We start from the raw sequence: 14,441 nt of genomic DNA, 5'->3' as shown, positions 1-14,441 counted from the left end.
TGCAGCATGTTGCGGGGCGGTATCAGACAGACGCGGCGCCCGTCAGGCGAAGGCACGCCGCGTCGAAGGGAAAGGCTTAGAGCTTCCAGTCGAGACTCACCGTTACCGTGCGCGGGTCGCCCCAATACACGCCGTTATAGAAGCCGACATTGTCGTAATACTTCTTGTCGAACAGGTTGTTGACGTTCAGCGACGCCGACAGGTGGCGATCGAACGCGTAGCGCGACATCAGGTTGACGACGGTGTACGCGCTCTGGTTGATGCGTGCCTCCTGAGTGTCGCCGCCGACCGGCCGGCTCGACGTGCCATACACATCGCTCTGCCAGTTCACCGCACCGCCTACGATCAGCGCCTGCCATTCGCCCGGTAAACGGTACGCGGTGGAGACGCGCAGCAGATTCATCGGCTCACTGGTGTTAGTGCGCTCGCTGTTGCCGTCGGCCGAGTGGGTATAGGTGTAACCGGCGGTCATGTTCCAGTCCTGCAGGATTTCGCCGGATACTTCAGCCTCAAAGCCGTTGACCTTGTTGCCCTTGCCGCCGGATTTGTAGAACTGCTCACGGGTCACCGGATCCGCCGGGGCCGAGTTGTCGAGTTCGGCGACGTTATCCTGCTTGCTCCAGAACAGCGCCGTGGACAGGTTCAGGCGTTCCTCGAGCAGGCTGCCCTTGATGCCCACTTCATAGTTTTTGCCGACAACGGGGTCGATGTATTTGCGGTTCTTGTCGCGGTTGCCCTGGGGTTTGAAGATGTCGGTGTAACTCACGTATGCCGTGTACTCCGGGGTCAAGTCGTACAGCAGGCCGGCGTAAGGCGTCCAGACGTCGTTCTGTTTCTGGCTGGTGTAATCGACCTTGGTCAGTTGCCGGCTGGCGTCGTAACGGTTGCTGGTGCTGGACGCTTCCCAGCTGCCGTATCGGCTGCCGAGCACGGCGTGCAGATCATCAGCCAGGCTCAGGCGTGTGGCGATGTAGCCGGCTTTCTGTCGGGTATTGTCCTTGGAGCCGGTGAGGTCGGTGACGGTGTCGCTGAATTTGGCGATATCGCCCATGTACTTCCAGTCGCGGATTTTTCCGTAATCGCTGGGTTGTGCGCCGGCAATGGTGTACGGCGAGTTCGAGCGGCGTTCGGCCTCGCCATAGCCGAACATCATTTCGTGCTCACGGCCGAGCAGCGAATAGGGGCCGGAGACATTGAAGTCATACGCCTGCATTTTCTGCGTGCCGATCATGTGCGAGGTGTAAGCGAGCATGCCGCTGCGGTCGGCCTCGGGGAAACCGCCACCGCCGTAATACACCTTGCCGTCGCTCGCGCTGTCGCGGTGGGTGTACGCCGCTTTCAGGCGCCAGCCGCCGGCCAGTTGCTGATCGAGGGTGGCAAACGCGGTTTTGTCCTGCAGCGGCCAGGAACTCCACGACGTCGCCATGTTGGTCGAACGGCCGAGACCGGCCTTGCTGCCATCGGCATTCCAGTAAGGCACCGTGCCCCAGGACGAGCCTTGCACATGCTTGTTCTGATAGTCGTAACCGACCGCCAGCACGGTGGAATCGCTCAGATCCGCCTCAAGCACGCCATAACCGACCTCGCGTTGCAGCGCGTATTTGTCCTTGATCGATTGGTTGTCGCGATAGGCCAACACCGTACGCCCGCGCAAGCGCCCGTCGAACGCCAGCGGCCCGCCGACATCGACGTAGCTGTAGTAATTGTCGTAGCTGCCGCCACTGACTCCGGCCAGCGCCTGCCACTGCGCGGTCGGACGCTTGCGCACCATGTTGATGGTCGCCGATGGATCACCGGCCCCCGTGGTCAGGCCCGTGGCACCGCGCACCACCTCGATACGGTCGTAGATGATGGTGTCGGAATCGGACTTCATGCGATCAAAGGTGTTGAGCATCCCGTCGATCTGGAAATTATTGATCGCATAACCGCGCGACGAATAACTGACCCGATCCGAATCCAGATGCTGCACCACAATGCCCGTGGTCTGGCGCATGGCCTCGGACAATGTACCGAGTTTGAAATCATCCATCTGCTGACGGGTGATCACCGAGACCGATTGCGGGGTTTCCTTGATCGACAGGTTCAGGCGCGTCGCCGTGCTCATGGCGCCGGTGGTATAGGACTCGGTGTTCTCGGTGGTGGTACCCAGACCTTGTGCACTGACGTTGGTCGCCGCCAGCTCAAGCGCTGTGTCAGCGGGCTGCGGCGTTTTTCCGGCTTCGGTTTCAGCCAGTAGATCGGCATTGAATGCAGCGCTGCACAGGCCGAGGGTGAGGGTCATGGAACGGGTAATGGGCGCGAACATCGCAGCCGACTCCTTGTCTTTGAGGGAAAAATTCCGTTTGTTCAAAGACGAGGGGGAGGGCGGGGATTTAGTGTCAAACGAGAAATATTGTTATTTGCAGGTATTGCAAAAGCAAAGGATCGCAGCCTTCTGCGCGCCTGGACGGAGATCTGTAGGCGCGCAGAAGGCTGCGATCTTTTGATCCAAAAAACGCAACGTGGTCTGGCCCTGATTCGTGTTGAGTCAGAAGCCCAGCGGGTACTGGATTACGACATAGATCCGGTCGATATCATCACCCGCCTGCGCCTCGTTGGCCCGGTGCGAGACATGCGAGACCTGCACCGACAGGTCCTTCGCCGCGCCCGATTGCACGACGTATTTCAAATCGATATCGCGCTCCCAATGCTTGCCGCCAGCGCCTTGCTGTGGCTGGTAGTTTCCGCTGTCAGCATCGAACGGGTTGTAGGCGCCGCCCTTTGGCGCATGGGTGCCATCGATGTGGCTGCCGCTGACGTAGCGGGTCATGAAGTTCAGGCCGGGGATGCCGAAGGCGCCGAGGTCGAGGTCGTAACGCGCCTGCCAGGAGCGTTCGTTGGCGCCGTTGAAGTCGGCGTATTTGATCGAGTTGGCGAGGTAGATCGAGTCGCCACCGACGAAGTCGAACGGCGTGTCGCCATTGATCTTTTGCCAGCCAAGCATCACCGCGTGGGGGCCGAAGGTGTATTTGCCGGAGAGGCTGAACGCGGTGTTGTCGATCGCGCCGGCCAGTGCTCGACCGGTATCGCGGGTGTGGTAGAGGTTGGCGTCGAGAAGTACGCCCGATTGCTTGAAGTGCAGATTGCCGTAGTACTGACGCCAGGTGTCGCTGAGTTCCGAGGCATACAGCGCGCCGCCGACGGGGCTATCGCTGAACAGGTCGGCGCCGAGAAAGCTGATCCCGCCAGCCTCGGTATTGGCGCCATAGCCGTAGAAATCGCCTTTGCCGGATGAGCTGTCTTGATTCTTGAACGCGGTGAAATGCCCGGCCACCAGATTGAGGTGATCGAACTCGGCGCTGTTGAGCAGAAAACCGGTGGCGTACTCCGGTTGCAAGCGTTTGTCGGAAGTGTCGAACACCGGGGTTTCGACGGTCATTTCACCGAAGGCGAGGGTGGTGCGCGAGGTTTTCAGCTTGAGTGCGCCGCCCGCGCTGGAGTAGTCATTTTCGCTGCGACCTTCGCTGTCGACCGGCAGCAGACCGGTCCCGGAATGCCCTTTGCCACCGTCCAGTTTCAGCCCGGCGAAGGCGTGGGCATCGATGCCGAAACCGATCGTTCCAGGTGTGAAACCGGATGAGAAAGTGCCGATAAAGCCTTGAGCCCATTCTTGTTTATAGTTTTTGCCGGAGGGTGAGGGCGAGCGATAGTCGTTGCTCAGGTAGAAGTTACGGGTGAGCACTTCGCCTTTGGCATCGTCGAAAAAACCGCTGGCGTGGGCGGTTGAGTTCAGACCGCAGAGCAGCGCGAGGAGGGTGAGGCGTGAAGAGGCGCGGTCGATCATGGTCGGTGGCCAGCGGCAATGAAGATGGCCTGAATGATCGAGGGATTGCGGGGAGGGGGATTGAGCGGATGTGCTGAATTGCTGTGGCTGTCAGGTCATGAGGTTGTGAATGCGCTGACGCCATCGCTGGCAAGCCAGCTCCCACAGGGATCTATGGTGTACCCACCGATCTTGGCATCACACAAAAAACTGTGGGAGCGAGCCTGCTCGCGAAGGCGGTGCATCAGGCGATATTTCTGTCGGCAGACACACCGCTTTCGCGAGCAGGCTCACTCCTACAGGGATTTGGGTTGAATGTGGATTTTGTGACTGGAGCTGAAATCTGTGGGAGCTGGCTTGCCAGCGATGGCGGTGTGTCAGTCAAGTTTATCCAAGCTGACACACCGCTTTCGCGAGCAGGCTCGCTCCTACAGTTTTAAGCGCGTTACGACAATGGCGGCGTACGTGGCGGGATCTGGCGTTTGCTGCCGGTCGATTCAAACGCTGCAGCCAGGCGCAGCAGGTTCGAGTCGTCGTAGGCGCGGCCGGCGAAGGTCAGGCCGACCGGCATGCCGATGTCGGCCATCACGCCCATCGGCACGGTCACGGTCGGTACGCCGAGATGGCGGATTGCAAGGTTGCCGTTGGCCACCCAGATACCGTTGCTCCAGGCAATGTCGGCCGACTCAGGGTTTACATCGGCGTCCGCCGGGCCGACATCAGCAACCGTCGGGAACAGCACGGCGTCGAGGCCCAGTGTGTCCATCCAGTCTTCGAGGTCGATGCGCCGAGTCTGTTCCAGGCCGCGCAGGCCGTCGGGTACGGTGGGGATTGCATTCCACGGCGTGATGCCGCGCTCGGCCATGCGCACGTATTCGTCCATGCCGGCAGCCAGATCGCCTTCACGGTTGGGCAGGGTGCCCGGGTCGTGCGGGAAGATTTTCGGCCCGTCGACGTCAACCAGACGATTGAGTTTCGGGTCGCCGTTGGCTTGCAGGAAGTCGTCGAACGCCCAAGCGGTCAGATCCCATAACTCATGGTGAAGGAACTCTTTCGAGACCAGACCACGGGTGAACACGGTTGGCGCGCCGGGACGATCGCCTTCGCAGTTGGAGACCAGCGGGAAATCGGTTTCGATGACTTCGGCACCGGCAGCTTCGAGTGCCTGACGCGCCTGTTTCCACAACTCGATCACCGACTCACGGGTATTGATGCGTTGGCCGGTCGGGCCACCGATACCCGGAGCTTCGCTGGTGCCGGCTTCAGGGTCGGCATTGATGAACATGCGCGGTACCGCGAAACGTTTGCCGGCCAAGGCTTTGGCATCTGCCGCCAGATCGGCGTAAGCGGCGGGGCGCACCTCGCTGACGCTGGGGATCGGCACCCACGGTTGCAGGCGCCAGAGGTCACCACGGGTGTCCGGGTCTTCGGCCACGACGATGTCGAGGACTTCAAGCAGGTCAGCCATGGTCCGTGCGTAAGGCACGACCACGTCCATGGTCGGCGTCAGCGGCCAGTTGCCGCGCACCGAGATCACCCCGCGCGACGGAGTGTAGGCGCACAAGCCATTGTTCGACGCCGGGCCACGCCCGCTCGACCAGGTTTCTTCCGCCAGACCGAATGCAGCGAAACTCGCAGCAGTGGCGGTGCCGGCACCGTTCGACGAGCCGGAGGCAAACGGCGCGGTCAGGTAATCGGCGTTGTAAGGACTTTCAGCGCGACCGTAGACGCCGCGTTGCATGCCGCCATTGGCCATCGGCGGCATGTTGGTCTTGCCCAGGCAAATCGCCCCGGCCGCACGCAGGCGTTCGATGGTGAAGGCATCGCGATAGGCAACCAGATCAGCGAAGGCCGGGCTGCCGGACGCGGCGGTCAGGCCCTTGACCAGGTAGCTGTCCTTGGCGGTGTAAGGAATGCCGTCGAGCGGGCCGAGGGTTTCGCCTTTGGCGCGACGGGCATCGGAGGCCTGTGCTTCGTTCAACGCTTCAGGGTTGCGCACGACTACGGCATTCAGCGCCGTTGCTGTGTCGGCACCGTCGTAGGCGTCGATACGGGCCAGATAGGCCTGGACCAGCTCGACTGCGGTGGTCTGCCCGGACTCAAGGGCGGCACGCAGTTGGGCAATGGAAACCTCGGTGACTTCGATCATGCGCTCACCGCTGTTTGAATTTGGGTGTTTTTCCTGGAATGGGTGTTCATATCGGTTCTCGTTGCACAGCTATAAGCGACAAGGTTAAGACTGGCGCCTATTTAACACCAAGCGGCGTGCGGAGTAATCGGCGGGATTGATCTCTTGCCTGTTTTCAACCCGACCGACGCCATCGCGAGCAGGCTCACTCCTACAGGGGGCTGCGGGGTATGCAGAATTCGTGTCCGCTGTAGATCCATATGGGAGCTGGCTTGCCAGCGATGGGGCCAGCCCATTCGATAATGAAGTGTCTGAACTATCGCCATCGCTGGCAAGCCAGCTCCCACAGGAATTTGTTGCGTTCCCAGAAGACAGGTACGTCCTCAGACGATCACAGCACCCCGTACTCCCGCGCCGTCCGATCCACCGCAATCCGCGTCTTGTCGATCAGCTCATCCAGCTCCGCACGCGTGGCGACCAGCGACGGCGCCATGATCATCCGCCCCAGTGTCGACCGAATGATCAGCCCTTCCTCAAAACCAATCGTGCGGCAACGCCAGGCGATATCGTTTTCATTGGCAAAGCGCTTGCGCGTGGCCTTGTCCTCAGCGAATTGCAACGCCGCCACCAGACCAACCCCCTGAATCTCACCCACCAACGGGTGATTGCCAAACACTTCGCGCAGGCAGTTTTGCAGGTACGGGCCGGTGTCGGTTTTCACCTGAGTCACCACGCCTTCATCACGCAAGGCCTTGAGGTTGGCAATCGCCACGGCGGCCGCGACCGGGTGGCCGGAGTAGGTCAGGCCGTGGGCAAACACGCCGCCTTTCTCGACCAATGCTTCGGCCATGCGCCGCGACAGAATCAGGCCACCCATGGGGATGTAGCCGGAGGTCAGGCCTTTGGCGATCGACAGGGTGTCGGGCTCGAACCCGAATGTCTGATGCGCGAACCATTCACCGGTGCGGCCGAAACCGCCAATCACTTCGTCCGCACACAGCAACACGTCATATTGGCGGCAGATACGCTGGATCTCCGGCCAGTACGTCGCCGGCGGAATGATCATGCCGCCCGCACCCTGAAACGGTTCGGCGACGAACGCCGCCACCTTGTCGGCGCCCAGTTCGAGAATCTTCTCTTCCAGTTGCCGCGCCGCGCGCAAGCCAAATTCTTCCGGGCTGAGGTTGCCTTCATGGGCGAACCAGTACGGCTCATCGATGTGCGCGACATCGGGAATGCTGCCACCCATTTCGTGCATGAATTTCATCCCGCCCAGCGCCGTCGCAGCCAGGGTCGAGCCGTGGTAGCCATTCCAGCGGCCGATCATGATTTTCTTCTCGGGTTGGCCCATCACCTGCCAGAACTTGCGCACGGTGCGGATCAGCACTTCGTTGGCTTCGGAGCCGGAGTTGGTGTAGATCGCGTGGCTGTAGTGCTTGGGCAGCAGGCTGAAGAGCAGTTCGGAGAGCTCGATCACCGCCGGGTGAGTGGTGTGGAAGAACATGTTGTAGTAGGGCAGTTGTTCCAGCTGCGCGGTGGCGGCAGCGGCGAGATCCTTGCGCCCGTAACCGAGGTTGGTGCACCACAGGCCGGACATGCCGTCCAGGTAACGCTTGCCGTCGTTGTCCCACAACGCCAGCCGATCGCCGCTGACCATCACCCGCGGGCCTTCCTCGTTGAGGGCCTTCTGATCGACGAACGCGTGGATGTGGTGGGCGGCGTCAGCGGCTTGGTAATCGCGGGTACTGCGGGTCGAATCGAATTCGGCGGACATGGCGGATCTCCAGAGCAAAGGGCAAGTGAGTGCGTTCGTCGCAGCGCTGCACGGACAAAGTTTTGTCATCTAAAAATATTTTTGTAAAGAAAATATTTGTCGGTGAAAAAAGATCTCCGTAGGCTGAGAGCCATTGGCAAGGATCATCAGAGGCAACATGAGCGGACTCAGAGAGCGGCAGAAGGAACAGCGCCGGCAGGTGATTGCCGAGGCGGCGCTTGAGCTGTTCAAAAGCAATGGCTTTGCGGCGACCACGCTGGAGCAGATCGCGGTCCAGGCGGGCGTTTCCGCACCCACAGTGGTGAATTATTTCGGCGGCAAGCAGGAGATTCTGCTGGCCTTGCTCAAGCAACCCGACGAGCAAGCCATGCGCGAGGCGCGGGCCAATCTGGACGAGGACAGCGATCCCCTGGAGGCGCTGTGCGAGTTCGAAGGGCTGATGACCGATTACCAGCTACAGGCAATGCCGGCTTCGTTGTGGCGGGAACTGGCGCCGTTTCTACTGACCGGTGAGCTGGCCGAGGCGATGAGTCCATGGAACGCGGCCGTGATCGAAGAGACCAAAGCGCTGCTTTTGCATTTCCAGCAAGCGGGAAAAGTGCGCGAATCGATCGATCTTGACGTGGTGGCAACCCTGTTCAACCAATACGCGAACATGGCGTTCATTCGGTTGGCAACGCAGGAAATCCCGGACAGGGCCGCGCATGCCTTGCACATGCGCGGGGTTTTGAACCTGTTGTGTCACGGCATGCTGGAGCGCTGAGCGCCCCGATCAAAATCGCCACGTCACGCCACCGCCAACAATGTGCAGCGCGCTATTGGGATAACTCCCCGACAGCGTCTGCCCATTGCGTTTGGTCTGTTGCACATCCATGTCGCCCAGCCAGACCAGCGTGTAATTGAGGTTGAGGTCGGTGTCTTCGGCCAGTTTGTAGCTCAGCCCGGTCGCCAGCCGCCAGGTCTCGTTCATCGGGTTGTCGACGGTGCGATCCTTGTCCTTCACGGCGGAGCTGTCGTAACCCACGCCCATGTTCCAGCGCAGTTTCGGGCTGATCTGGTTCTGTGCGCCGATCGACAGGTGCCAGGTGTCCTGATACTTGCGGTCGACCGAACGTGAAACGTCGCCTGCCGCCGTATCCACCGACACGCCGATGTCGGCAAAGTCGCTCCAGTCCTGCCAGTTCACCGAACTCAACAGCGTCCACTGTTCGTTCAACTGATGGGCAATACTCAGGGTCGCGGTCTGCGGGATGTTCATGTCGATTTCCAGGTCGTCGACGTCCAGCCGAGACAGCGCCAGATTGAGCAGCGGATTGCGAATGCCATGCACGGAAGGTGAGTCCTTGAACTCAAGTTTGACCTTGCTGGTGTAAGCCAGGCCGACAGTGGTGCGTTCATTTAACTGATAGCGCAGGCCGAGGTTGATCCCGGTGCCGATGTCGGTGTCCTTGTACTGCAACTTGCCATCCTCCTGAAACGGTGTGCCCGGCAGGAAGGCGTTATTGTCGATGGCCATTTTTGTGTAGTAGTAGCCATAGACCAGACGCGGTCCGATGCCCATCGAAAGATCGTCGGTGATCTTGTAGGCGAAGGTCGGCTGCATCGAAATGCCGATCAATGTCGATTCCTGGCTGAAGTAGCGGCCGGCCCAGTCATCGTCGTATTTCACGCTCAGGCCGAAGTTGCCGTACATACCGAAGCCGATACTGGCGCGATCATTGAGCTCATGGCTGATAAAGAAACTGGTGCCCGGCAGGAGCGGCAGCGGATTGCCGCCCTCGTTGCCGGAAAAGTCGTTGTCACTGTCGCGATCAAAACCCAGGCCGCCAAATATGGCCTGACCGGTCAAGCTGATTTGCGTGCCCTTGAGTGCAGCAATGCCGGCCGGGTTACTCATCAACACGCTCGGGTCAGTGGCCAGCGCCGCCGAGCCGGCATTGGCCAGACCGGCGCCTTCCTGACCTGCTTCATACAGATCGATACCGCCCGCCAGTGCCTGACCGCCAGTGCCTGCCAGCGCAAGAATGATCAGTGAGTGCGTCGACTTCATCGCGAATTCCTTATCAATGCAGATCAGCCTTCAGGTTTAGTCGCGATTTGGCGTGCGCACCAGTCGAGACGATGAGCCGGATGTGAACTAGGCTCACAGCGGTTCATCGATGGCCCACTCAGGAGCGCCGACATGGAAGACAAACCGCTGATCACCTTTCACAGTTCCAGAGCACTGCTGGACGTACTGATACGCGCGGGTCTGATCACCATTCTGGTGTTGTTCTGCTACGACATCTTTCATCCGTTTCTGAATGTCATGCTGTGGGCGCTGATCCTCGCGATCACCCTGTATCCACTCAATCAGAAGCTCGGCGCAAAGCTAGGCAACCGCTACGGTTGGGCGGCGATCTTGCTGGTGCTGCTGGGGTTGCTGATTCTGATGGTGCCGCTGAGCCTGCTCGGGGCTTCCGTTGCCGATTCGGTGAAAGTCGGCATGCACACGATGGAGGCAGGCCAGTTCGAGATCCCGCCACCACCGGCCAGCGTCGAGAACTGGCCGCTGATCGGTGCGCCGGTTTACGGCATCTGGCAACACGCCTCGCAAGACTTGAGCTGGGCGTTCAAGGAGCTGGCACCGCACCTGTCCAACTGGGGCAAAGTGTTATTGCATCAAGCCGCTGGCGTCGGTGCCGGGATCGTGGTGTTTGTGATTGCGCTGATCATCGCCGGATTGGTCATGACCCACGGCGAGCGCGGGCATCGCACGGCAGTGGCCATCACCACACGCATTTCCGGTCCGGTCCGGTGCGTGGCCCGCAAATCGCCGAACTGTGCACGGCAACCATCCGCGCCGTGGCGCAGGGCGTAGTCGGCATCGCGTTTATTCAGATGCTGCTGGTCGGCGTGGCGCTGGTGGTCATGGGTGTACCGGCGGCCGGTATTCTCGCCTTGATGGTGTTGCTGTTGGGCATCACCCAATTGCCGGTGCTGCTGATCACGCTGCCCATCGTGATTTATGTCTTCGCGCAGGACGGGGTCAGCGCCAGCACGATTATCTTTGCGGTGTGGATGGCGATTGCCGGGCTTTCCGACAATGTGCTCAAGCCGATGTTGCTGGGACGCGGCGTTGCGGTGCCGATGCCGGTGGTGCTGATCGGTGCGCTCGGGGGCATGGTCACCAGCGGTATTATTGGTCTGTTCATCGGCCCGGTGATTTTGGCGGTCGGTTATGAGTTGTTCATCGGCTGGGTGTATCAACCGGCCGATGTCACCGAGCTTCTGGAGAGCCAGCGCAAAGAAAATCTGCCGTGACATTTATCGGTGCGCGGGAATCTGACAACCGTTCATCGCTCAACTACGCTGCCTTACGTATCCCTCTCTGACACTTGGGCGTAAGGAAACAGGCGCATGCGAAGCAGGCTGCTGGCGGTATGGATAGTGCTGTTCGCGGCGCTCTGGAGCGGGCTCGGCTGGGCGGCTGATGAGGCGACAAAACCGGCCGACGAGGCGGTTGAGCTGAAGGTCGCCAATCGCAGCATCATGCTGTTTCGCGCCACCATCCTCGGCGAAGCGCCGGCCTCGCGGGTCAAACGGGCGAAAATGGTCATCAGTGAGGCGCTGGATGAAGGCGAGGACCTCAACGTCAGCATTGATCCGATCCAGAACAGCTATCTGGTGCTGATCGGTTCTAAACGCGCCTTCATCGTCGCGCCCAAGGACATCGACACGCTGGCCTATTCATCGGTGCAACATGCTGCCGAGGGCGCGGCGGAAAAACTCCGCCAAGTGGTCAATGAAACCCGCGAAGCGCGCAGTCTCGACTTGATTCTGCGCTCGTTGGCACTGGCTGCCGTGGCCACGCTGATTTACCTTGCGCTGCTTTGGGGCCTGGCGTATCTGCGCCGCAAACTGCTGGCAAAACTCCCCGAACTGATGGATCGCCACACTCAGGCACTGAAGGTCGGGCGGGTGCAACTGATCGACTCCAACTTCCTGTATCCGCTGGTCAGCCGTCTGCTGTTGCTGCTGCGCTGGCTGCTGATTTTGCTGTTGACCTATGAATGGCTGGGTTTCGTCCTGTCGCGCTTTCCCTACACGCGGCCATGGGGCGAAAGCCTCAATAACTATCTGTTCGAGCTGGCCGGGTATTTGTTGCAAGGCATCGTCGATGCGATTCCCGGACTGGGCGTAGCCCTGGCGATGTTCTTTATCGCCCGTGGCGTCACCGCGTTCACCCGACGCATCCTGCGGCGCATGGCTACGCCGGGAACATTCAGCTGGCTCAATCACGAAACCCTGCAACCGACCCAACGCCTGACGGCGCTGGCGGTCTGGTTGTTTGCTCTGGCGATGGCCTATCCGTATCTGCCGGGTGCCGGTACCGATGCGTTCAAAGGCTTGTCGGTGCTGATCGGCCTGATGATTTCCCTCGGCGCGACCAGTGTGGTCGGGCAGGCCGCCGCTGGTTTGATCCTCACTTACACGCGCACCTTGCGTCCGGGTGAGTTCGTCAAAATCGGCGAGTACGAAGGCACCGTCACCGAGCTGGGCATGTTCACCACGCGCATTCGCACCGGTCTGGGGGAAGTGCTGACGCTACCCAATTCGATGATCACCGGCACGGTCACCAAAAACTACTCGCGCACCGTGCAAGGCCCCGGTTATGTGGTGGATACGGTGGTGACCATCGGCTACGACACGCCGTGGCGTCAGGTCGAAGCGATGCTGCTGGAAGCGGCGAAGCGTACGCCGGGGATTCTCGAAGATCCTGCGGCGCAGGTATTCCAGACCGCATTGTCGGATTTTTACCCGGAATACCGGCTGGTCGCGCAAGCGATCCCAAGCCAGCCGCGCCCGCGTGCGGTGCTGCTGAGCATGCTCCACGCCAATATCCAGGACGTGTTCAACGAATACGGTGTGCAGATCATGTCGCCGCACTATCTGGGCGATCCGCAGAGCGAAAAGTGGGTGCCGCGAGAAAAGTGGTACACAGCACCCGCGCAAGAACCGAAGGATCAGTGACCGCCGCTCAAAGGAGTTCGCCCCATGCTCGAATTCATCCTGCACGCCTTGCGCACCGACCCGGAAATCGCGGTGTTCCTGGCGATTGCCCTGGGCGTGTTCGTCGGCCGGATTCACATCGGCAGCTTCCACCTCGGCTCGGTGGCCGGTGCGCTGTTGATGGGTTTGCTGATCGGGCAGATCGGTCTGGAAGTGCCGGCGGGCCTGAAGTCAGTGTTTTTCGTGATGTTCATCTACGCCGTCGGGTTCAAGAGTGGCCCGGAGTTTTTCGGCAGCCTCAATCGCGGCACACTGAAACTGGTGCTGCTCTCGGTGGTGCTGTGCGCCACTGCGTTGGGGGCGATTCTACTGATGTACTCGCTGTTCGATTTCGACGCCGGGTTCACCGCAGGCCTCGGTGCCGGGGCGCTGACCGACACGGCGATCATGGGCACCGCGACCAGCGCGATCAATCAACTGACGATTGATGCGGCGGCCAAGGCGCAACTCAACAGCCACATGGCGATTGCCTATGCCATCACCTATCTGTTCGGCACCATCGGGCTGATTGTGTTTGTCGGCAGCATTGCGCCGAAACTGCTGGGGGTGAATCTGCGCGAATCGGCGCGTGAACTGGAGCTGGAATTGGGCATCGCCAAGGAAGAAGAGGCGATCACCGTGCCCTACACGCGCATCGTCGTGCGGGCTCACCAAGTGGCGAGCAATGGCCAGGCGGATGGCCAGCGCATCATCGATTTTGAAAAACTGCATGACTCATTGACGGTTGAGCGCGTGGTGCGGGCCGGGCAAATCATCGAGCGTGATGAAAGTTTCGTTCTCATGGCCGGCGATGTCCTTGGCGTGTATGCCTTGCGTGATGCCGTCGGTACGCTGAGTCACTGGGTCGGGCCGGAAATCGACCACCCCGAGTCCTTGTCATTCCCCACCCGCGAAGTGGACATCGTCCTGACTTCAGCCGAGTTTGCCGGCAAGACTATCCATGCAGCGAAAACCCGGCTGGCCAGTGATGGACGCCTGGGCTGTTTCGTCAACACCATCTCCCGCCAGGGCTACGAGCTGCCGCTGCTGCCCAACACGGTGCTGCGCCGAGGCGACGTGCTGACGCTGACCGGGCGCACTGCCAGTGTCGAGGCGATTGCCAAACGCCTGGGGCGGATCCGCAAGAACAACTACAAAAGCGATATCGCCATGCACACCCTGGGCATGGTCCTCGGCTCACTGCTGGGATTGCTCTCGACCCATGTCGGCATGATCCCGGTGGAACTGGGCATTGGCGGCGGGGTGTTGGTCGCCGCGCTGGTGATTGGCTGGTACAACTCGCGCCACCCGGAAATCGGCGCGCTGCCGCCCGCAGCGCAATGGGCGTTTTCCGAGTTTGGCCTGACGGCGTTTGGTGCGGTAGTGGGTTTGCTTGCCGGGCCGGCGGCGTTTGCCGCAATGAAAGAGCAGGGGCTGGCATTGCTGCTGTCCGGCGCAGTGGTGACGATTTTGCCGCCACTGGTGGCGTTGTATTTCGGTCGCTATGTGCTGCGCTTGCACCCGATGATCCTGTTCGGTGCCTTGGCCGGCGCGCAGACGGAAGCGGCATCGATGAACAAGATCATCGAGCAGTCGGGGAGTAATACTCCGGTAATCGGTTTCACCGTGTGCTATGCGATTTCCAATGTGCTGCTGGCGGTGTGCGGGCCGATTATCATCTTCGTGGTTGCTGGCTAGAGCGGATT

Annotated in this window: 8 protein-coding genes and 1 pseudogene; 4 read left to right on the top strand and 5 right to left on the bottom strand. The window is 60.5% G+C overall.

Annotated features, from left to right (window positions below):
• Positions 1–76: 76 nt before the first annotated feature.
• The 4 genes from ACM6JQ_RS17240 to ACM6JQ_RS17225 all read right to left on the bottom strand — a co-directional run bounded on the left by ACM6JQ_RS17240 (position 77) and on the right by ACM6JQ_RS17225 (position 7,704).
• Positions 77–2,305: a TonB-dependent siderophore receptor gene (locus ACM6JQ_RS17240; RefSeq protein WP_414894300.1), complete on the bottom strand. Its 2,229-nt coding sequence runs from the start codon at positions 2,303–2,305 to the stop codon at positions 77–79.
• A gap of 222 nt (positions 2,306–2,527) precedes the next feature.
• On the bottom strand, positions 2,528–3,823 hold the full coding sequence (locus ACM6JQ_RS17235) for an OprD family porin (protein ID WP_414894299.1): 1,296 nt from the start codon (positions 3,821–3,823) through the stop codon (positions 2,528–2,530).
• A gap of 424 nt (positions 3,824–4,247) precedes the next feature.
• On the bottom strand, positions 4,248–5,951 hold the full coding sequence (locus ACM6JQ_RS17230; RefSeq protein WP_414894298.1) for an amidase: 1,704 nt from the start codon (positions 5,949–5,951) through the stop codon (positions 4,248–4,250).
• Between the two features lie 370 nt (positions 5,952–6,321).
• On the bottom strand, positions 6,322–7,704 hold the full coding sequence (locus ACM6JQ_RS17225; RefSeq protein WP_414894297.1) for an aspartate aminotransferase family protein: 1,383 nt from the start codon (positions 7,702–7,704) through the stop codon (positions 6,322–6,324).
• Positions 7,705–7,861: 157 nt separating this feature from the next.
• Between ACM6JQ_RS17225 and ACM6JQ_RS17220 the strand changes: the two genes are divergently transcribed.
• Positions 7,862–8,467, top strand: coding sequence for a TetR/AcrR family transcriptional regulator (locus tag ACM6JQ_RS17220; RefSeq protein WP_414894296.1), 606 nt, complete (start codon positions 7,862–7,864; stop codon positions 8,465–8,467).
• A 9-nt stretch (positions 8,468–8,476) separates the two neighbouring features.
• On the opposite strand, the gene ACM6JQ_RS17215 is transcribed toward ACM6JQ_RS17220, so the two are convergent.
• Positions 8,477–9,754 carry an OmpP1/FadL family transporter gene (locus ACM6JQ_RS17215; protein WP_414894295.1) on the bottom strand — a complete coding sequence of 426 codons (1,278 nt, stop codon included), beginning with the start codon at positions 9,752–9,754 and terminating at the stop codon, positions 8,477–8,479.
• A gap of 132 nt (positions 9,755–9,886) precedes the next feature.
• On the opposite strand from ACM6JQ_RS17215, the pseudogene ACM6JQ_RS17210 reads away from it, so the two are divergent.
• The 3 genes and pseudogenes from ACM6JQ_RS17210 to aspT all read left to right on the top strand — a co-directional run bounded on the left by ACM6JQ_RS17210 (position 9,887) and on the right by aspT (position 14,433).
• Positions 9,887–11,007, top strand: a pseudogene (locus ACM6JQ_RS17210) (AI-2E family transporter).
• Between the two features lie 96 nt (positions 11,008–11,103).
• Positions 11,104–12,717: a mechanosensitive ion channel family protein gene (locus tag ACM6JQ_RS17205; RefSeq protein ID WP_414894294.1), complete on the top strand. Its 1,614-nt coding sequence runs from the start codon at positions 11,104–11,106 to the stop codon at positions 12,715–12,717.
• 24 nt (positions 12,718–12,741) lie between these two features.
• Positions 12,742–14,433 carry an aspartate-alanine antiporter gene (aspT, locus tag ACM6JQ_RS17200; protein ID WP_007913321.1) on the top strand — a complete coding sequence of 564 codons (1,692 nt, stop codon included), beginning with the start codon at positions 12,742–12,744 and terminating at the stop codon, positions 14,431–14,433.
• Positions 14,434–14,441: the final 8 nt, after the last annotated feature.

This window comes from Pseudomonas sp. IT-232MI5 (assembly GCF_949767845.1).
Classification (GTDB): domain Bacteria; phylum Pseudomonadota; class Gammaproteobacteria; order Pseudomonadales; family Pseudomonadaceae; genus Aquipseudomonas.
Note: the sequence above shows the minus strand (reverse complement) of the source record. Positions and strands in the feature narration are given on the sequence as shown.

Bases quoted from the DNA above. Each gene is read 5' to 3' on its own strand.
- ACM6JQ_RS17230 (WP_414894298.1), bottom strand. From the start codon at position 5,951: ATGATCGAAGTCACCGAGGTTTCCATTGCCCAACTGCGTGCCGCCCTT.
- ACM6JQ_RS17205 (WP_414894294.1), top strand. From the start codon at position 11,104: ATGCGAAGCAGGCTGCTGGCGGTATGGATAGTGCTGTTCGCGGCGCTC.
- ACM6JQ_RS17240 (WP_414894300.1), bottom strand. From the start codon at position 2,305: ATGTTCGCGCCCATTACCCGTTCCATGACCCTCACCCTCGGCCTGTGC.
- ACM6JQ_RS17220 (WP_414894296.1), top strand. From the start codon at position 7,862: ATGAGCGGACTCAGAGAGCGGCAGAAGGAACAGCGCCGGCAGGTGATT.
- ACM6JQ_RS17235 (WP_414894299.1), bottom strand. From the start codon at position 3,823: ATGATCGACCGCGCCTCTTCACGCCTCACCCTCCTCGCGCTGCTCTGC.
- ACM6JQ_RS17215 (WP_414894295.1), bottom strand. From the start codon at position 9,754: ATGAAGTCGACGCACTCACTGATCATTCTTGCGCTGGCAGGCACTGGC.
- aspT (WP_007913321.1), top strand. From the start codon at position 12,742: ATGCTCGAATTCATCCTGCACGCCTTGCGCACCGACCCGGAAATCGCG.
- ACM6JQ_RS17225 (WP_414894297.1), bottom strand. From the start codon at position 7,704: ATGTCCGCCGAATTCGATTCGACCCGCAGTACCCGCGATTACCAAGCC.